13 protein-coding genes and 1 riboswitch are annotated in these 19,238 nt (G+C 47.1%); of the genes, 7 read left to right on the top strand and 6 right to left on the bottom strand.

Annotation, left to right across the window (positions count from 1 at the left end):
* Positions 1–91 precede the first annotated feature (91 nt).
* Entirely contained in the window at positions 92–751 is a 660-nt protein-coding gene (locus AELLOGFF_RS09900; RefSeq protein WP_159268585.1) for an alpha/beta hydrolase, read from the top strand.
* Positions 752–848: 97 nt separating this feature from the next.
* Entirely contained in the window at positions 849–1,067 is a 219-nt protein-coding gene (locus tag AELLOGFF_RS09895) for a DUF6500 family protein (RefSeq protein ID WP_235035655.1), read from the top strand.
* Between the two features lie 66 nt (positions 1,068–1,133).
* Here AELLOGFF_RS09895 and AELLOGFF_RS09890 read toward each other — a convergent pair whose 3' ends face one another.
* From AELLOGFF_RS09890 to AELLOGFF_RS09880, 3 genes are all read right to left on the bottom strand, one after another.
* On the bottom strand, positions 1,134–1,397 hold the full coding sequence (locus AELLOGFF_RS09890) for a hypothetical protein (protein ID WP_159268584.1): 264 nt from the start codon (positions 1,395–1,397) through the stop codon (positions 1,134–1,136).
* A gap of 245 nt (positions 1,398–1,642) precedes the next feature.
* A complete protein-coding gene (locus tag AELLOGFF_RS09885; RefSeq protein WP_159268583.1) occupies positions 1,643–1,894 on the bottom strand; it encodes a GlsB/YeaQ/YmgE family stress response membrane protein in 252 nt (83 codons plus the stop codon).
* An 83-nt stretch (positions 1,895–1,977) separates the two neighbouring features.
* Positions 1,978–2,940, bottom strand: coding sequence for a LysR family transcriptional regulator (locus AELLOGFF_RS09880; protein ID WP_159268582.1), 963 nt, complete (start codon positions 2,938–2,940; stop codon positions 1,978–1,980).
* A 142-nt stretch (positions 2,941–3,082) separates the two neighbouring features.
* On the opposite strand from AELLOGFF_RS09880, the gene trxA reads away from it, so the two are divergent.
* Positions 3,083–3,406: a thioredoxin gene (trxA, locus tag AELLOGFF_RS09875; protein WP_159268581.1), complete on the top strand. Its 324-nt coding sequence runs from the start codon at positions 3,083–3,085 to the stop codon at positions 3,404–3,406.
* A gap of 53 nt (positions 3,407–3,459) precedes the next feature.
* On the opposite strand, the gene AELLOGFF_RS09870 is transcribed toward trxA, so the two are convergent.
* Genes AELLOGFF_RS09870 through AELLOGFF_RS09860 form a run of 3 tightly spaced genes read right to left on the bottom strand, consistent with a single transcriptional unit; the run spans position 3,460 to position 8,717 of the window.
* Positions 3,460–3,765, bottom strand: coding sequence for a DUF2149 domain-containing protein (locus AELLOGFF_RS09870; protein WP_159268580.1), 306 nt, complete (start codon positions 3,763–3,765; stop codon positions 3,460–3,462).
* Positions 3,758–4,210 carry a MotA/TolQ/ExbB proton channel family protein gene (locus tag AELLOGFF_RS09865; RefSeq protein WP_159268579.1) on the bottom strand — a complete coding sequence of 151 codons (453 nt, stop codon included), beginning with the start codon at positions 4,208–4,210 and terminating at the stop codon, positions 3,758–3,760. The genes AELLOGFF_RS09870 and AELLOGFF_RS09865 overlap by 8 nt, the downstream gene beginning before the upstream one ends.
* 22 nt (positions 4,211–4,232) lie before the next feature.
* Entirely contained in the window at positions 4,233–8,717 is a 4,485-nt protein-coding gene (locus AELLOGFF_RS09860) for a cobaltochelatase subunit CobN (RefSeq protein WP_235035654.1), read from the bottom strand.
* Between the two features lie 120 nt (positions 8,718–8,837).
* A riboswitch (cobalamin riboswitch) is annotated at positions 8,838–9,082 on the bottom strand.
* Between the two features lie 286 nt (positions 9,083–9,368).
* On the opposite strand from AELLOGFF_RS09860, the gene AELLOGFF_RS09855 reads away from it, so the two are divergent.
* Genes AELLOGFF_RS09855 through AELLOGFF_RS09840 form a run of 4 tightly spaced genes read left to right on the top strand, consistent with a single transcriptional unit; the run spans position 9,369 to position 19,237 of the window.
* Complete coding sequence (locus tag AELLOGFF_RS09855) at positions 9,369–9,716, top strand: hypothetical protein (protein ID WP_159268578.1); 348 nt, start codon at positions 9,369–9,371, stop codon at positions 9,714–9,716.
* The gene (gene bcsQ / locus AELLOGFF_RS09850) at positions 9,716–10,486 is read left to right on the top strand and encodes a cellulose biosynthesis protein BcsQ (protein ID WP_159268577.1); all 771 of its coding nucleotides are present in this window, start codon (positions 9,716–9,718) and stop codon (positions 10,484–10,486) included. The genes AELLOGFF_RS09855 and bcsQ overlap by 1 nt, the downstream gene beginning before the upstream one ends.
* Positions 10,479–14,882 carry a UDP-forming cellulose synthase catalytic subunit gene (bcsA, locus tag AELLOGFF_RS09845; RefSeq protein WP_159268576.1) on the top strand — a complete coding sequence of 1,468 codons (4,404 nt, stop codon included), beginning with the start codon at positions 10,479–10,481 and terminating at the stop codon, positions 14,880–14,882. Before bcsQ ends, bcsA begins: the two co-directional genes overlap by 8 nt.
* Positions 14,879–19,237 (top strand): cellulose synthase subunit BcsC-related outer membrane protein, encoded by a 4,359-nt coding sequence (locus AELLOGFF_RS09840; RefSeq protein WP_159268575.1) that lies wholly within the window; start codon positions 14,879–14,881, stop codon positions 19,235–19,237. Before bcsA ends, AELLOGFF_RS09840 begins: the two co-directional genes overlap by 4 nt.
* Position 19,238 lies beyond the last annotated feature (1 nt).

The following is a 19,238-nucleotide window of genomic DNA, read 5'->3' as shown; positions in this document are numbered from 1 at the left end:
GAAATACCTAAGTGGATTATTTTTATCAAAGCATGAGTAATTACGCCGTGATATTCTAGCTGAAATTTTTTATCTATCTAGGAGCTAAGCTTTGCTTAATTGCGAAATAATAGAGCCAAAAGGTGTGGCAGATGCTGCCGTTATTTGGTTGCACGGTCTGGGTGCCAGCGGTCACGATTTTGTTCCTGTGGTGCCTCATTTAGGCTTGCCGGAAGCACATGGAGTACGTTTTATATTTCCTCACGCGCCGGAAATTCCAGTGACCATCAATGGTGGCATGGTGATGCCAGCGTGGTATGACATTCTGGCGATGTCGATAGAGCGTGAAATAGACCATGTACAAATTGAGTCATCAGCCGCAGCAGTGCGAGATTTAATTCAGCGTGAATTGGATGCTAGTATTCGCAGTGATCGTATTGTATTAGCTGGGTTTAGTCAGGGCGGAGCGGTGGTCTATCACGCGGCGCTGTCTTACTCCAAGCCCTTGGCGGGCTTACTTACAATGTCTACGTATTTTGCTACGGCCAAGGAAGTCAGCTTGGCAGAAGAGAATAAAACCTTACCTATTCATATTTTTCATGGCAGCCAAGATCCTATGGTGCCCGAGAGTATGGGGCATAGTGCTAATCAAATACTGCAAAGCATGGGTTTTTCACCGGTTTATCGCAGTTACCCCATGCAACATGAAGTCTGTGCAGAAGAAATTGCTGATATCGGACAAAGCCTGAAAGATTGGTTGCGGTTAGCGTAATAATAGAGGCTGAGTGTGCCTATAAGTATGGGATATCGTCTCCGCAATATTTTATCGCGAGCACAATTAAAAATGGATGATTTAGGGCTGCAGGTGAATGATGAGAGAAAGTTTAAGAAATAAAATTATTGCCGTTTGCGACGCGAAAATAGCGAGTAAAGGCAGTGGTGTTGGGCTTTCTTTTTATGCCTTTTTTTCAAATAAAAATACTGACCCTGCACTGCTCATGGAAGCGGCGGAGTGGTGGATTATGACCAATAAATTTGATCACTTTGAAAAAGCGATAAAGATAAAGAATATTGTGGAAGCCATGTAAAGATTGTCGGCATTAAATAACGAGAACTGGGGTGCCACGATGTTCGTAACACCCAAATTCTCCGCCTTAGCGCAGCGCTTTACCAATACGTTGATAGGCTTCTTTTAGTTCATTGCCTAATTCCTGGGCGGCGATAGACAGGCTTTTTGCGCTCTCTTCAGATGCATCCTGTAGATGTTCACCTTTTAGTTTTAGCTGGTCCCAATATTTCTCAAGTGCCTGCCATTCATCCCGTACTTCCGCGCCTGCGAGATGCATGCGAACATTCAGCTCATCACGTTCAGTTTTTAGTTTTTCAAGCAAAGTATTAACTTCATTTTTTACGTTCATCGTTATTCCCCTTTTTGCCAAACTAAATTGTGACAAAATATATAAATTGATCTCGAATGCTGCGTGTTTAAATTTATTATAGGAGGATCATGCTCAGGGAATATGATCTGGATCAAATAAGCGGCGGATTGGTTTTGTTGGGGGAATAAAGGTGAAATTAGTGTTTGTGCGTTTTTTAGCTGTTAGGCCCTAAAGGGGGCGTGCCCAGACATGCCGTGGTGTCTGGGCCATAGCCAGTAAAATTATTATACTTTTTTGATTAGCCGAATAAGGTAAATTAATATTACCGATCCCGCTGTTGCGGTAATGATTGAACCTATAAGTCCTCCCGCTGAAATTCCAGCTAAGCTAAAAACATAGCCACCGATGACGGCGCCTACGATGCCAATAATAATATTGCCAACCAAGCCAAAACCACCGCCTTTCATTATTTTGCCACCTAACCAGCCGGCTAATGCGCCAATGGCTAAAAATATGATTAATCCAGAAATATCCATCGTGTGAGTCCTTGTTGTTTTTCATCGTCGTTGTGTTGAGCGCTGCTAGTTACTTTATTAAGCAGGTTTTTCTACAGTGTTGATTACATCAGAGTGTTTAATTCATTCGAGTTAGCTAATTCGTCGGTGCTGCAATGGCTACATGCGTTCCACTGTTGTTTCACCACATGTTCTAACAAATTACGCAACCAAATTAGTCCCGGGTCTTGATCAAGCCGAGTATGCCATATTAGGTAGACGGGGCTTGGCTCTATGATTAGCGGGGGATCGCTCACCCATAATTCGGATCGAAAGCGCGTGCCACCAGCAACCATTTGTGGAATAACGGCAATGAGATCGCTATGGGTTAATAATTTTGGCACAGCGGAAAAATGATTGACCGTCATGGCGACTCGCCGTCGTTTTTCTACCCGTTGCAAGGCTTGGTCTACATCGCCTCTAGGCTCCCCTGACTGAGAGACGAGTAAATGCTTGGCGGCAATAAAATCATCCATTGAAACTGGCTTGCCTGCCAGGGGGTGATCTTTGCGCATCACGAGCTTGTAATTGGATTGATATAAGGGAATGGAGCGTAAGCTTCGGTCGTGTTGATTGACGGGCCCTAAACCGATATCGATGCTAGCTGCCCGCAATTGCTCAATGACGCCTAAGCGGGTATAGGGTTGGGCGTATAGATCGACATGGGGTGCATATTCCGTCACCTGTTGGGTGAAGGGTAGCCAGAATAGGTCTACTGACAGGTCGGCAATGGCGATGCGAAATTGGCGATGTGATTGCGCGGGATTAAATTCTCGCAGCTCTAATGCCGCTGCAAGTTGTTGCATGGGGGTACGCACTTGCGCCCAAAGGCTTTGGGCAAAAGCTGTTGGCTCAATTTGACGACCTTTTTTAACAAAGACCGGGTCTTTCCAAACGTCTCTCATTCGAGCAATGGCGTTGGAAACGGCGGGTTGCGACATGGCCAAACGGTTGCCTGCGCGGGTTACTGAACCCTCGGTCATAATGGCGTCAAAGACTTGCAGCAGTGTTAGTTCCTGGCTTTTCATTGCGCTAACTCAAGCGGACTCTCACTCATGGATTGGTTATCTCATCATAATTTATGATGAATACTATATCCACGAACAATTTTTAATCCTGTTGGCTGACGCGCATAGTGAAGTTCGACAATACACAACAGGAGAAAAGACCATGTCATTAATTCAACAACTGAAAGATCAGGACTTTAACGATACTATCAGCAATGCTAAAGGCCCCGTGTTGGTGGACTTTTGGGCCGAGTGGTGCGGGCCATGTAAAATGATGAACCCCGTGCTTGAGAGCTTGGCGGGTGAGTTAGACGGCAGTGTGGCAATTGCCAAGTTGAATGTGGATGAGAGTCCAGATATCGCTCAGCGTTATAGTGTACGGGGTATTCCCACCCTAATGTTGTTTAACAATGGTGAACTTGTTGCACAGCGCACGGGTGCGGGATCACAACAACAAGTAAAGGCGTTTATCGAACAGTCTTTATAGTAGTGGGTATTATTCGGTCGCTGTATATTGCGACCGAATAATAGTTTGTGATTTTATTCCCCGATAAGAATGAGCTTCCCTGTTTCTGGATCGCGGTAGACTTGGCCTAGCGATTCATAGCCGCTGCCACTACTGATTTTATCTTTCATTGTTTGCGGCACGGTGGGTAGCTCTTTGCCCAAGCTAATATCTTTCTGCATTTGTGCTGTGTTGAAATGTTGCTGTAAATCGGGACTGAGTGAAACCAATGCGGCGATGAGTCCGCAGGCAAACACCAGTATGATATCGATCAAATTGGCCATGGGGCCAAGCGGGTCTTCGTCCGATTCTAAAAAATCACTGTGGCGCCACTTATCCATGATGTTGCTCCTTGTTTAGCTGGAGTATGGCTTGGTCGTACCAGCGTCGTCGTAGGCGTCCCAATACAAAGCCAATCATACCGGCTAGCAGGCCGATCACCGTGGTATCAAAGGCCACGGTCATTGCGGTGGTGAGTACGCGTAGATCGCCATCGCCTAACGCGGCTAGGCCGGGCCCAAGAGGAATTAAGGTTCCCATTAACCCCAGCATTGGGGCTAAGCGGGTGAGAAAGTCGGCACGCTCAATGCGGCGTTTTCCCGTCTGTAATAATACATCGCGGTTGCCGGCGTCGCGTATTTGACGGATTCCGCCAAAACGCTCGCCAATGCTGATGCCAATTTCATATATGGCGAGGCCAACAAAAAACAATAGCGCCCAAATCACAGGGGTTAACAGTAGCGAAGTAATCTGGTGCATTAAGCCCAGCGATATTCCTGAAAACATAATGTATTCTCCGTATGAGCCGTTAGCGATTGCTGCGGCGACCGCGCCATAAACCGCCCAGCATGAGTATGACGCCAATGCCGACAAGCCAAGCTAAGTAATCTGATGCTTGTGACTGTGTTGAATCCGATGCGTTGTCGGTGGCCTTGGCTTGCGATGCACTTGCTGACGCCGCTGCCGTTTGCGCAGCAAATTCAGCCTTATCGATTTCAATTTCTTGTATATGACTTGGTGCCTTTGCGCTGTTGTTAGTGGCGTTTATATCGGCGTCATCCATACGGCTACTTTGCAATTTGGCCTCCAACTGTTCGGCCTTTTTGGCGGACAATTGCGATTTTACTAAATCGTACATGGGGTGACGGGCATGGGTATGGCCGCTGCCGGGGTTACCGTGTTCAATGATGTTGTTGGCAAATTGCTCAGCCAATTGCTGGGTGGTGTCGGCATCCGCCGCCCAAAACCCTTTGTCGATGGCAACGAGCATCACGGCTAAAATATTGGTCTGCACATAGCGATTATTATCGTCGGCCAAAAACGCTTTTAAGCCGAGATTTTGAGCATCGTCGATATAAACAGACTTTACTTCTTCCCAGACTTTGTCATTGATAATGTCTGGGCTAGTGACCTGCCAGCCCCATAAATATTCTATGAACTCGCTGCCCATTGTTCGTGCGCCGGAATAGCCTTCTTCCATTAAGGGTTTGATCCATTGCGGGTTAAAAAAACGACCGCGCAGTTCTGAGAGCAAGGCGTCGTGGAGGGCGTCAATTTGTAAATTACGGTTGTCGGCATGGTTAATAACTGCGCTGGCTGGCACTTTGCCGCTGACGGTTTCCACCGCTAAATTAAAGCCGCCCAAGTAATCGAAGGCGTCGTTATTATCAATCAAACCATAGAGGTTGCTAGCGCGACCTAAGAACGTTTGCGATACGCTTTGTAGTTGACGCTTGAACTGGTCTTGGGCAGATTGACCGTGCATGCCGGCACCATAGGCGTGGCCCATGCGCTTAATAAAAACATCAGCCAATTCGCTGCGGTCTTGCCATGCGCCACTGCGTTCAACCAAGCGATTAATGCCTGCGCCATAGCCGCCGGGGGCAATACCAAAAACCCGCAAACTGGTTTGGCGACCTAGCTCATCGGGTTTGATGCTGGGGTTGGCCGCGAGCAATTCACGCGCCTCATTTACCCAGTTATTGGCGAATTGGTTTTGTTCAAAGGTTTCATTGCCGCCGCGTTCAGCCTCTCCCAGCGGAGCAAGGGCCTTGTTTAAGGCGAGGGTGAGCGCGGGGTAGTCGCGACGAATGCGGTCGCTACTGGCGTCCAGCGCCATGAGTCCCGCTTTATCGAGTAGCAATAAATGTTTGCCGTATAGGTCGCGGAATAAGCCAGAGGTGGTAAAGACCACGTCCAATCTTTGTGGTTGATCGGGGCCTAGGGGTAATCGCGCTAAGCCTTTAATAATGCCGCGGCTATTCCAAACCGGTTGTACGCCGAGCAGTTTCATGCCAAAGGCGATCATGGCACCTTCGTCACGTACTGCGTCAGAGGCCCACAAAATAATTCCCTGTTTATTATTGTGGGTGTCGGTGTTTGCAATGGCGACGCCAGACTCACCGCTAAGCACTTTGGCGGCCAGTGCGGTGCCAACCTCAAAGCCAACGCGGGTGGGTAGTAGGCTGCCATCTAAAGCATAAAAATTGCGGCCAGTAGGCAGCGACTCCGGCGTCCGAATGGGATCGTTACCTTTACCCGGTTCGACAAAATGACCGTTTAAACCGTTGAGTAAGGCTGACATTTCGGCGGCGGGGGAGGCGATTAATTTGTTGCGCCAATCGTCTTTGCTGCTTTTGTCGTTGCCGCTATTGTCGCCCTGTAACATTGAGCTGATCATGGTATCGACGGCGTCAGGCTGCCAGTTGCGACCAAATACATGTAGGCCCAGTGGCATAAAGCTTTCTTGCAGCTTTGTGAGGTAGTGGCCTACTTCGTGGAGCAAGAAAGAATCGTCGGTTTCTTCAAAGCCAATGCCACGTACTTTTAATTCTTCGTCCATGCTGGCGATAAGTTCGTCGCGCAAATTGGTTTCATCAATTTTGTCGCGCAGGGCTTTTACCGCTCTGGCGCGGGTGTCTGCGTCATTGGCAGCTTCGGCACTTTCTATCAGCTGACGAATTTCTAAAAGCGAATCGTAGAGCTCGGTGGCGGCGAGGGGAGGAGTGAGGTGATCGATCATCACCGCTAAACCACGGCGTTTTGCTTGAATGCCTTCGCCAACGCCATCAACGATATAGGGGTAGACACTGGGTAGATCGCCGACCGCAATACTGGGGTAGTCGTTTTCGCTTAGACCTACGCTGCGTTTAGGTAGGAATTCATAGGTGGAGTGACGGCCAACGTGGACTAACGCATCGGCTTTGAACACATCGTTTATATAATGATAAAAACCTAAATACTGATGCGGCGGTGGAAAGGACATATTGGCGTGGAGTAGTTCTTCGTTAATTTCCCAGCCCCGCGGTGGTTGCGGTCCTAAAAAGACATTGCCGAATTGCACGCCGGGAATCAGTATTTTGTTTTTCCATACCATCACTCGGCCTGGCGCCGTGCCCCAGCCGCGAATCCCTTCAATGCCCATGTCGATTATGGCTTTTACAAGTTTCTCACTACTTTGCCAATTTGGTGTGCCGCCATCGGCGCTGCGTTGAATAACGGCTTGGTACTCGGCTTCCGTTTGAGCTAATAAGTCTAGTGCGCGAGCGCGGCCGGCATCACGCACACCATCAAGGGCGTGCTGTAAATCGCTGATGGTATTACTCATGCGGGCGCTGATAAGTGCCAAGCGGCTTTGGCGCTCAGTGACAGACTCTAAGGCGACCGCATTGTCCACTTGTTCTTGCAGCCATACTTGCAGCTCGCCTAGTGGGCCGTTGACCATTTCTGCCTGCACCACCTTTGGCAGGGTGGCAAACCAGGCTTGGTAATCATCGCCGCTAATGGTGTTTACCTGTGTTGACATGGCGGATAAAGCGGCGCGGTCATCGGGCAGGTTAACGCCGGTGGCCTGTAATTTATCTAATAGTGCATTGGCGTCTTTTGGCAGCGGCCCTGTTTTATAGCCTGCGGCTTTCATCGCTTGCAGCATTTCCAGCAAGCTTTCGGGTACGTTGAGGTTATCTGCGCCGATATTGTGGCGGCCGGGTGGGTGGTTGTAATAGACCACGCCAATACGTTTGTCGGCATTGGCTTTTTCTTGCAGTGTCATCCAACGCGTTAGGCGTTGGGCTTGGCGTTTTACTTCATTGTCTATCGGCTTGCTGCGATAAAGACTGCCGCCGGTGAGCGGGTCTATGCCGCTTGGCTCCGCCAGAGCTAAAACCTGCGGTTGCGAGATGCCTTGTAATTCAGGCATGGCCACGCGGTAGTGAACAGAATCTCTGGGTATCCCCTCTGGTGATAAGGCCCACTCGGCCTCAGACCATTCACTCAAACGAACTGCCTTTAGGATTGGTAAATTTATTTTAGTGAGTAATTGAGTGACCTTTTCGCGGCCTTCGCCACCGCCAATTACAAAATCTTGTACGGTCACAATGGCGGCAGGTGTGCCTGCCAAGGAGCCGCGCATTATGTCGTGTATTTGTGAAATGGCGGCTACGCTGGGTTCACCCCAACCGGCCAGAATAGATACACACTGCCATTGTGTGGCTTGGCATAGTTGTTGGTGTAGTGCCCAGTCGCCAGAAATGTCGCCACCGTCATGGTCGATAATCCAAAGTGTGCGGCGCATGGGTTTTAAGGCCTGCGTTAATTTGTCGGGTGTTAGCCAATTGGCTTGGTCGTTTTGGTAAACGGCAAAACGTAGCGGCGCTACGGCTTGCGCTGGCGTAATTTGTTTGCCGTTGCTAAGTATAAAATTAAACAAGCTAACGCCGTTATCCACTGAACGATTCACCCAGTAAGCCCGCGCTTGCAGCCAATCGGCGTAGGGGGGGGCTGCGGCTTGTTTAGCCGTTAGTGAGGGCTCATCAATAACCGCATCACGATCACCGACCACATCTTCGGGAATGCTGGAGGCAAAAATATCGCCGTGTCTATCTCGCTGTAACGCCATTAAGCGGCGGTCGCTATGCAATACCGTACGTTTTTGGCTGGCAGGAAAGCGCTGGTTAAGCAGACGTTCTACTGGCTCGCCAAAAACGGCAATGAACAATAGGCTTTGACTGTTGCTGATAAGCGTTTGCAGTTGGCGATCATCCATCGCAATAATCTGGCTAACGGTGCGGATACGGATTTGCACTTCTGTTTTTTCTTGCAGTAATTGGTGTGCACTGGCAATCAATGTCGGTGCTGAGCGGTCAGAGACAATGGCTGTGAGGGTATTAGTGGCAGCAAGGCTTAAGTTGGTGCCAAATAGGCTAAAAAGGGTAATGAACAAAAAGGCAGAAAAAGACATTCTCTGTCGACGTTTAGATGTGAGTAAATCAGCAATCGGCAAAAGTGTAGACATAGCAAAGGCATCCCACCGCAGCTCTCCCGCATACGGTAAATAAGCATAAGGAAATAATAAAAGCGTGGAAGTTTTTGCAGGCGACAGCGGTGGCTGAAGCAGGCGTCGACACCCCGTCGCGTTTATCCTGTTATTTCAGGCCGGTCTCCGGACTCACAAAGGGCTGACAACATCAGCGTGATCAATTCGCCTTCCCACGTAACACGCAGTGGCTGCCAACTAGATGATAGCTGGCTGAATAATCATCTCTGTTTACCGTTGCGGGGGCAGTACAGGTATTGCAGCTGGATAGGCGTGCGCACCTGTTTCCCGTTTCACCGTTGCATATAGAAATACACTCAGGCACCTGAAACATCGGCGCAAAGGATACTCGCTAGGAGAGGGGAGTCAAGGTGTGTGACGATTCTCGGATGAGTTGGTTAGTGAATTGCGCTTGTAAGCTCAGTTCACTTTTCGCTGGGCTGGCTATGAATTCCTATTATGCTTGGGGGCTATTCACACCAGTTAAAAAGGGAGGGTTACCAGACTGTGTAGCAATTGTAACTATTTACGCCTAGTTCGTAGTATTTTGACATAATAATACAAGTTTGTTAGTAGATTCAGTTATGTAGATTAAATAGAATATAGTAAGACTATTAATAGGGAATTTTGATGAAAGAAATGGAAATTAAAAGAATGTCGAAGGTGACTAGCTCTTCGGATTTTTCTTCTTGGCCGCTTCTCGCTCAAGCTGCGAAACAGACGAATGCGCCATATATCTCGACTGATAAAGCGCAAGATGGCATCGAAATTGATGCCCCACTTCCCTCACTAAATACTTTCGATACTGAAAACACTGAATCTCCTGTTAATCCGGTGAGGTTTGGAAATATTTTGTCAAAACCAAACTCGATTGCTGAGGAAGTGTCATCTGAGCTAGATGTTCCTAGCGGCAATACGCCTTTGAAACCTTTGCTGCAGCGTATTGCAGCACATAGTCGTAAACTGGCGTCCCGCTAGTGGCAGTTATCTGTATTAGCTCCCCAAAGGGTGGCGTTGGGAAAACCACATGCACTGCTAACTTGGCTTATGGGCTAAGGCGGCGAGGGTTTCGTGTTATTGCTGTGGATTTTGACCCTCAGAATGCTCTGCGACTTCATTTTGGTGTGCGCCTAGATGATGGTCGTGGCTTTGTCGAAAACGCAGTAGCGAGTGAGGACTGGTCTTCTTTAACGGTAGAGATTGCAGATAATTTATTTGTTCTGCCTTATGGCTACCCCAGTCAAGCAATGAGCAATGCTTTTGAACAATATTTGCGGCAGCCTGCTTTTCTACGCTCCCGATTTGCTTCACTTAGTCAGTCAAGGGGAACCGTGATCATAGCCGACTTGCCGCCGGGTCAATCTCGAGCATTGTCGGCAGTAGCTGGTTTGGCGGATTTACGATTGACTGTTCTGCTGTCTGATTCAGCCTCAATCTCTTTGCTTCCGGCGGTAGAAAATGGCAGTTATTACCCTTCGGATGTTCCGGCTGAGAGTCGGCATGGTTTGGTACTCAATCAAGTTGATCCGCGCAGTCGTTTGAATAGTGAAATTTGTACTTTTATGGAAAACCGATTCGGTGAAGAAATAATGGGCTTAATTCATCGCGACGAGGCTGTTTTAGAAGCAAACGCAAAACAACGGATTGTATTTGAAAGTGCACCTGGCAGTTTGGCTGCGCAGGATTTAGACGCACTGGTAAATAGGGTCATGAAAGAACTGATTCATTTGGAGAAGCTGGGTGGATAAGCCGTTTGAAGAAGAGGATTCAAAGGCTAAGTCAGAGCAATTAAACAATACTTCTGGTAAGTGGTTTGTATTGTGGTTGTTGCTAATTTGTTCTGTTATTCCCTTGTTTCTATTTATTACTACGCCAATGGATGTGGCTTATCAAACCCTGTTGGGCGTGTTCAGTGTTGCCATTATGGTGGTAATGAGTCGCGTAAAACCTCAATCAAGGTTAGTGTCGCTGTTTTTAATGGCAATGAGTTTGCTGGTTTCGACAAGGTATATGTATTGGCGTGCTTCGGAAACTTTAGTTTTTGAAAGCGGCTTAGAGTACGTCCTTGGCTATGGTTTATTTGCTGCTGAACTTTATGCATGGCTTATTTTGTTTTTGGGGTATTTACAGACGGCAATGCCTTTGGAGCGTCGAATTACTCCACTGCCGAAGAATACAGCTGAGTGGCCCACGGTTGATGTATACATCCCAAGTTATAATGAAAGTTTAAGTGTTGTTGCAGATACTGTTCTTGCTGCGCAATGTCTTGAATACCCTGCGGATAAATTAAGAGTCTACTTACTTGACGATGGTCGGCGTGACGCTTTTGCAGCTTTTGCCGCAAGGGCTGGGGTTGGTTACATTACCCGGAATGATAATCAACATGCCAAGGCGGGGAACCTAAATAATGCGCTAGCGCAGACTGACGGGGACTTGGTTGCAGTTTTTGATTGCGATCATGTTCCAACCTGCGGCTTTTTACAATACACCGTAGGCGGGTTTTTGAAAGACGAAAATCTGTCTTTGTTACAAACCCCTCATTATTTTTATTCGCCAGATCCCTTTGAAAGAAACCTTGCGGTTGGTGATGATGTCCCGCGAGAAAGTGCTTTATTTTATGGTCCAGTGCAGCAGGGAAACGATTTTTGGAATGCGACCTTTTTTTGCGGTTCGTGCGCAGTTATTCGTCGAACTGCCTTACAAGATGTTGAAGGCTTTGCTGTAGAAACCGTAACAGAAGATGCTCACACAGCTTTAAAAATGCAGCGCAAAGGGTGGGGGACCGCATATTTGGGTCTGCCGCTTGCGGCGGGCTTGGCCACGGAACGACTTTCTGTTCATATTGGTCAACGGGCTCGTTGGGCTCGAGGTATGATGCAGATACTTCGAACAGATAACCCGTTGTTTGGGCGAGGCTTAAGTTTTGCGCAGCGTTTGTGTTACTTGTCCGCTATGTTGCATTTTCAATTTCCTTTGCCACGCGTTGTGTTTATTACCGCCCCGCTGGCGTATCTGTTAATCGGTCAAAATATTATTGCCTCATCGGCAGAAATTATTATTGCTTATGCATTGCCACATTTAGTTCATGCGGTATATACAAACTCACGAACTAATGGACGGTTTCGGCATATTTTCTGGGGGGAGATTTACGAGTCTGTATTGGCTTTTCAATTAGTAAGGCCAACAATGACAACCCTTTTAAATCCGAATAAAGGCAAATTCAATGTTACCGATAAAGGTGCTCTCGTAGAGCAAACATTTTTTGATATTGATGCGGTTAAGCCGCAACTTATTGTCGCATTCTTATTGTTAGCTAGTGTTGGCTGGGGCTTGGTGAGGCTTTATTGGCACGATTATTACGATGTCGAACCTAATGTAATGTTGCTCAACGTTTTTTGGGCTGGGTTTAGTTTATTTACATTGTTGGCTGCTATAGCTGTAGCACGTGAACGGCAACAATCTCGAGTTAATGTACGTATTGATTTACAGTTGCCGGTGTCCATTTTTCTTGAGGGCGGACATGCTCTTGGGAGTGAGTTAATTGATATCTCTATGGGTGGAGTTCGCTTGCGTAATCGGCAAAAGCAAGTGCTGCCTACTGCAATTGAGTGTATTGAGCTTATTTATCACAAGCGCAGAGTTGTCCTGCCTGTAACACTTGTAAGTAGCGATGAGGAAAGTTTTCGTCTTCGGTTTGGCGAGTTGGATACGGATCAACGTCGCCAGCTAGTCAGTATTGTGATGGGAAGAGAGAATGCGTGGTTTGCTGAGCAGGAGCATCCGTCTGATCACCCTCTGAGATCCTTCGTGGGAATGTTACGTTGTATTTTGGGCTTATTCGCTCCGCGATTATTTTCAAATAGCGAAGATGAGCGACAGGCAAATAGCCAAGTTCAAGAGCAGTTATTTACGCGTTGGGTTGTGCCTTTAGCGATGTTGGTTTTGTTTTCAGTATTGTTGCTTTTAGCCAGTTTGCCGGCGATGGCGGATACTGTGGATGCAGACGGGTATCGTGCAAGAGAGCTTGCGCTGGGTGAGCTGGGCGGCAGTAAGGGTTTGTATATAAGGGGGAGTGGAGGGCGAGCAGGTACCCAGTTTTCATTGCCAAGAGATGAGGTTGTTAGAGGGGCAAGATTTGATTTATTAATAGATTATTTCTCACCAAATGATTATGGCGATACCTTAATCTTGTCAGTTAATGGCGTCGAAGTTGGGCGGGCCGCTTTGGAATTGCAAGATCCAATGCCCTTAAAGTATTCCGTAGAGGTAAACCCAGCTTATCTGGTGTCGAATAATAATATTGATCTTGCTCTTGTTGGTAGTCGTAGCGACGATTGTGATGTGGCCGAGGGCATGGTAACCAGTGTTAATATTCTACCTACATCACGGTTTTTATTGACGACAGATACGCTGCCAACGGCTAAAGATCTATCATTACTACCGAGGCCGTTTTTTGATCCTAACGCCTCGGGAGATTCATTAATATCAATGGTTTTACCCGCGAGGCCTTCTCGAGAGCAAGTGCGTTCTGCTGCAATACTCGCGTCATGGATTGGGGCTGAAAGTCATTTTCGAACCCTGTCCTTTTCAGTGGGGGATAGCCTACCTGCTGGTCACGCTATTGTGTTTGCCACTAATGAGCATCCGGTACCAGGTATCAGTAAGACTGATATAGAGGTACCCGCTATTCGTTTAACAGATAACCCTAATTCAACCTATGGTAGTTTATTAGTTATCGAGGCGCCTGATGATCGGGGATTAATTCAAGCTGCTCGTTATTTGGCGTCGCAAAGTCATCAGTTGATGGGGCGAAGTGTAAAAGTTTCTGATACTTCCGCTTCAGACGATACAGTTGAAAGTGCAAGTCGTTGGGTTGATACCTCTGATGTTATTGAACTCGGTGAGCTTGTTGAACCAAATTCATTACGTGTTAGCGGGCTTACGCCACCATTAATTACTATGCCGTTTAGGCTCTCTCCGTCTATGAACCTTTGGCCGGGACGCACGGTTCCACTTCGCGTTAAATATCAGTTTCCTGAAGGTGAGTGGCTGGACGTTGGCAAATCTCATCTTGATATAACTTTAAATGGTGGTTTTTTACGGTCCCTACCGGTGAATAGGAAAGGATTGTTGGAGCAATTATGGGGTGCGCTTGGAGGACAAGTTCGCCAAGAAGAAAAGGTTATTCATCTCTCACCTGAGCGTTTGCATGGTAAAAATGAGTTAACCTTTTATTTTAATTTGCAGGCTAAGCTTTCTAGCGATTGTCGCTCTAATGTTCCTGATGATGTTGTCAGTCATTTAATGCCAGAAACGAATATTGACCTTTCTGAACTTCGTTCAATGGTATCAGTGCCTGATTTGTCATTGTTTACTGACTCGGGCTATCCGTTTACGTCTAAGGCAGATATGTCCAATAGTGCTTTGGTGCTCCCTGCTCAACCGGACAAACAGGTTTTAGCCGCTGCTTTTGAATTAATAGCTAGCTTTTCTGAGTTTACAGGTAAGCCTGCGCTTAATTTGGCGGTGGCCTTGGGAGGGGATCAACTCTCTAGTGTTGCGGGCCGTCATTGGCTTGCCTTAGCGGGTACCTCGGCTCCAATAACCAAAGAGGTTCTTAAGGGTAGTAGGTTATTTGTTAATAAAGGCCGCTTAAGGGTGGCAGAGCTAAAACGTAAAGATTGGATTGTATCTTTATTTTTAGATGGTAACCGCCTGAGTCAGGACGAGGCAGATAGAACATTAAATAGTCGTGAATATCTACAGGCTCTTGTCAGTACAGCGTCACGCTCTAAACAAGAGCCAGATAGCGCTGAAACAGATGTGTTGCTAACTGTTTTACTAACTGCGACGGATAGCTTTGGTTTGGTGGATATGGTTAAACAATTTGATACCCCTAATGTTTTTACAACGGTGTCTGGTGATTTGTCAGTTTTAGATAGTGGCGAAGGAGCAAATTCGTACCGTCTGGAATCTACTCGTTTACAGGGGGATGAAAATCGATATAACCGTCTTCGTTGGTGGTTTGCCCAACGTCCTTTTTTATTGTTAATTTTGCCTTTGCTTATTGTTTCGTTATTGGTTGCTCAGGCTTACACCCTACTTGTTTTACGAGCTAAGCGGCGTAGGGATGGAGAGAGATGAAATTGTCAGTAAGTCAGTGTTTCGATATTAAACGGATTTACATGCTCTTAGTGATAGCAGTAGGTCTGCCTGTTTCACTTGAGGCTCAAGACGCCTCGTATATTCGTTTACTTGAGCAAGCGCGATTCTGGATGCAGTCGGGAAGAGCTGATTTGGCTGAAGACTCGCTGAAGCGGGTTTTGGCTTCTGATGATGATAATAGCGAAGCGCTTTACCAAATGGCCTTGTTAGAGCTAAATCGTGGCGATACAGCGGCGGCTCATAACTGGGCTGAGAAATTGCAGCGCACTGCGCCTGATAGTGAACAATGGCGTGGGTTAAGTGATCGTTTACGAAGAACGTCGCTTGACGCGTCGGTTCTTGCAAAAGCAAGAACATTTGCAGCGCGTGGAGAGTCGGGGAAGGCCGCGAATGTATATCGTGAATTGTTTGCCGGTGATCCGCCACCTGACGATCTTGCTCTGGAGTATTATCAGACGTTGGCTGGTACCGATAGCGGCTGGGAAGAAGCAATAAAAGGGCTGAAATCACTTACTGTCGAAAAGCCCCAAGACTACAACGTTGCAGTTGCCTACGCTGAGGCGCTGACTTACCGGAGCGCGAGCCGTCCCGAAGGTGCTGACCGCTTAGCGTTACTTTGGAGTGAGAAAAAGGATGATCGAGTTCGTAAGGCTTGGCGTCAAAGTTTGTTGTGGTTGCCATCAACAGCAAAATATATTGAAGGACTTAACACTTATCTTAAAGCGTTTCCTGCTGATCAAGAGGTGATTGCACACCTTAATACATCTAAACAAGATACAGGCCAGGCGCAGGCGAAGGCGTACACTGATTTAAGACGGGGTCGCCTTAATGAGGCTAAAGAGGGCTTTAATACTGCAATTAAAGCGCACCCTGACGATGCTAATGCAATTGCCGGCATGGGTTTGGTGCAACTGCGTAATGGGCAATTTTCAGCCGCTGATACGAGTTTAAGTAAAGCGATGACTATGGCTCCCAAGACCGCTGGCAAGTGGCGAGATGCTCGTGATTCTGCCCGATTTTATGCGCGTTTAGAGCAAACTCGTAATCTTTTGAATTCTGGGGAGCTTGAAAAAGCTTATGCCTCTGTCTTGCCCTTAACTGAGTATCAGGGAGTGCCGGGTCAAGATGCCAGATTATTGCAAGCTGAAATTCTTATGGCTCAGGGGCGGTCAGCTGAGGCAGAAGGAGTGTATCGACGATATTTATTGATTGTGCCCGACTCTGTCCCCGCTCGTTCGGGTTTGGTTAGGTCGTTAATCGCAAGAAGAGAGTACGGCGAAGCAGAGATAGAATTTGCTAAATTACCTGAGGCAGATCGTAAGCGCTTGTCGTATTTGCAAGCGGAGCGTGTAAATCAATTGCGTGAACGAGCTGTTGGCCTTATTGCTAGAGGTGAACCTGCAGCTGGTGAAATTATCTTACGTGAAGCCTTGCTGATTGCTCCAGATGACCCTTGGTTACGTTTGGAATTGGCGCGGTTATATGATGACCAGGATCAGCCAGTAAGAGCGCGTACTTTGTTAAGGCCTCTTGTTCAGCAGGGAAGTCATGAAGGGCTTACTGTTGCAGCTATGCTTGCTGAGAAGCAGCAGCGCTGGGCAGAAGTTGAGCATTTGATAGGGCAGGTACCTGAAAATCAACGTAGTGAGTCTCAACTGGCTCTGTTGGTTCGCGCTAGTATGGGGCGTCGTCTACAAAGCTTACAGACCATCCTCAAAACGGGAGATCCTATCAGTGTTGAAATGGCGCTCGATGATCTTTATCGCAATCCGCCAGCTTCTGCGCTTGAGTTAGGGCAAGTAGCCCTTGTTCTGGTAGAAGAAGGTGAGCGAAGTTTGGCGTTGGCATTAGTTCGAAGAGATTTAAGCGCGGGTTTTAGCGCCACCCCTACAGATTATTTAAATCATTTATCGGTGCTAGTTAAAACCGAAAATGACCGCGAAGCACAACGATTATTAGGGTTCTTAAATAGGGAAGCGCAGGATGACCAAAAGACCCTAGATACTTTGTCTAGCGCTAATACAACTCTTTTGCTTGCTCAAGTTGCCAAGCTTCAGTCTGCAAAGAAGCATGCAGATGCCTATGATTTATTGATGACAGGTTTAGAGTCTAACCCTGAAGATGAGCAGTTGTTGTTGGCTTTGGCTGGTCTATATCAACAGGGTGATTATTATGATTACGCTGGGCAAGTGTATGAATATGTTTATGAACGTAGTACAGGTTCACGTAATGTTGCGCTGTTAGGTATGACGGAGACGGCACTAATTGCCAATAATTTAGACCAAGCGGAGGCTTTTTTACAACAGGCAGCGCCTTTGGAATCACCGCAATGGTTAATACTTGCAGCGCGCATTGCTGAGGCGCAGGGTGACAAGAGGCAGGCATTGAGTTTTGTCGAGCAGGCGCGAATGGCTGCTGTTGGTGAGTCAATTCATCTAGGCGAGTATCAGATTGCCGACAATCCATTTCGAAACGGTTTGTCGGGATTGAAAAAACAAGATGGTGATAATCGCTGGCAGCGTTTGGTGAAAAAATCTAATACTGCTGATTTTGCCGATGTGGGTGCTTGGTTGCCGGGGCACTCTGTTGCTGCTGGGCGCTGGCGGCCAGAACGTGAGAGTCGGAAGTATGTTAATCGTGATTTTGACTCTCAACCAACATCCCAAGGCGTCATGAGTAGCCCGTACGACGACAAAATGCCATTACAGTGGTCGGAGAGATATTGGCAAGATCAAGGACGAGAGCATTTGCTAGCCGCTACTTCTATAGCGAGTACGCAATCTAATACCGCCGTTACGGACAGTCAATACCGAGAAATTGAGGGTATAGATACCTATCGCCATAAGCTTAAAAAGGATCTTTCTCCCCGTATACGTAGTGATATTGGTATGCGTTTCCGACAGGGGGAGGACGGTTTAAGTCAATTGGCTGAAGTCAGCGGCGAGTTAGGTTTTTCTGGTGTTCCATTGGGAAATGGTCGTTTTGAATTAGTTGTAAGTCCCGTTTACTTGAACGCAGGCACATTAAGCGAAGATAGCGCTAGCCAGATTTATCGCTCTGCTGTGTCGAGTTCGGTTGCGAGTAATTTGGCGGAAAAATTGAACGGTGTTGGTTCAATCATTGATGAAGTCGATATTAGCGCGCAGGAGTTAGCGTTGGCCAATGCTGCGCTAGAAGCGGCGCAAGATTCAGGCACAGCACAGGAGATAACGGCTCTAGAAGCGCGAGTTCAAACTGCGGAGCGTAACTTTGGTCTTGCTGTTAATAGAAATCCCTTATATGAAGTTGGAATAGATCTAGATACCCTCACGACTGATCAGCGCCAATTTGTTGATGACTATTTGTTACAGGAGTTTGGTGGTAACGACTTTTCGTTATTGGCGGACGATGTGGCCTCTTATCAAGTTAGAAGCAGCGCAGTTAGTGATTTAGTTTCACAATTGATTACGCGCGTTGGTTCATATAACCGAGCAGTGCCACTAAATAGCAATGAAGAAGCGGGTCTGGGAGTGGCAATTAATTATAAGCGAAATGCGTTTACGGCAGATATTGGCAGTACACCTCTAGGTTTTGAAATTACAAATATAGTGGGTGGAATTTTTTATGGCCCTAAAATTACCAGTAACACTCAACTGCGTTTACAAGCTCAGCGTAGAGCTGTGGAAGACAGTTTATTGTCATATGCTGGAGTTGAAGACCCTGTCACTGGAGATCGCTGGGGTGCCGTTACCCGCAGTGGTGTGAATGCAGGGCTTGCTTTTGATAATCAAGATGTTGGCATTTATGGTGATATTGGCTTTTACTATTACGGTGGTGAAAATGTTCAAGGTAATCAAATGTTACAGGCAAATTTTGGCGCCTATTTACGCCCGGTAAATGAAGAGCAGAGCACTTTACAGGCTGGTGTGAATATGGGGTACTCAAGTTTTGATCAAAACTTGAGTAAATTCACCTATGGCCACGGCGGTTATTTTAGCCCACAAAGCTATGTAAGTTTAGCCTTTCCAATTCACTATTCGGAAAAATATAAAAAGCTCTCTTGGAATGCGAGCGCATCATTAGGTTTTCAAAGTTATAGCGTTGACGGTGCCGCTTACTTCCCTACATTGAATTATCAGCAGCGCTGGTTGGATGTTTTAGCGGACAGTGGCGCAGTGACGGAGTCCCGATATAGCTCAGAGAGTGAGAGTGGGTTTGGGATGAACCTTGGTGCAGGTATGCGTTATGAACTGTCGCCAGCTTTCAGCGTCGGCTCGCGGATTTCTTATGACACTTTTGGTGATTACTCTGAAACATCAGCGGTGATTAATTTCTTGTATAACACGGACCCTTGAA

This window comes from Zhongshania aliphaticivorans, assembly GCF_902705875.1.
Taxonomy (GTDB): domain Bacteria; phylum Pseudomonadota; class Gammaproteobacteria; order Pseudomonadales; family Spongiibacteraceae; genus Spongiibacter; species Spongiibacter aliphaticivorans_A.
The sequence above is the reverse complement of the archived record's forward strand: the minus strand, read 5'-3'. Positions and strand labels throughout refer to the sequence as shown.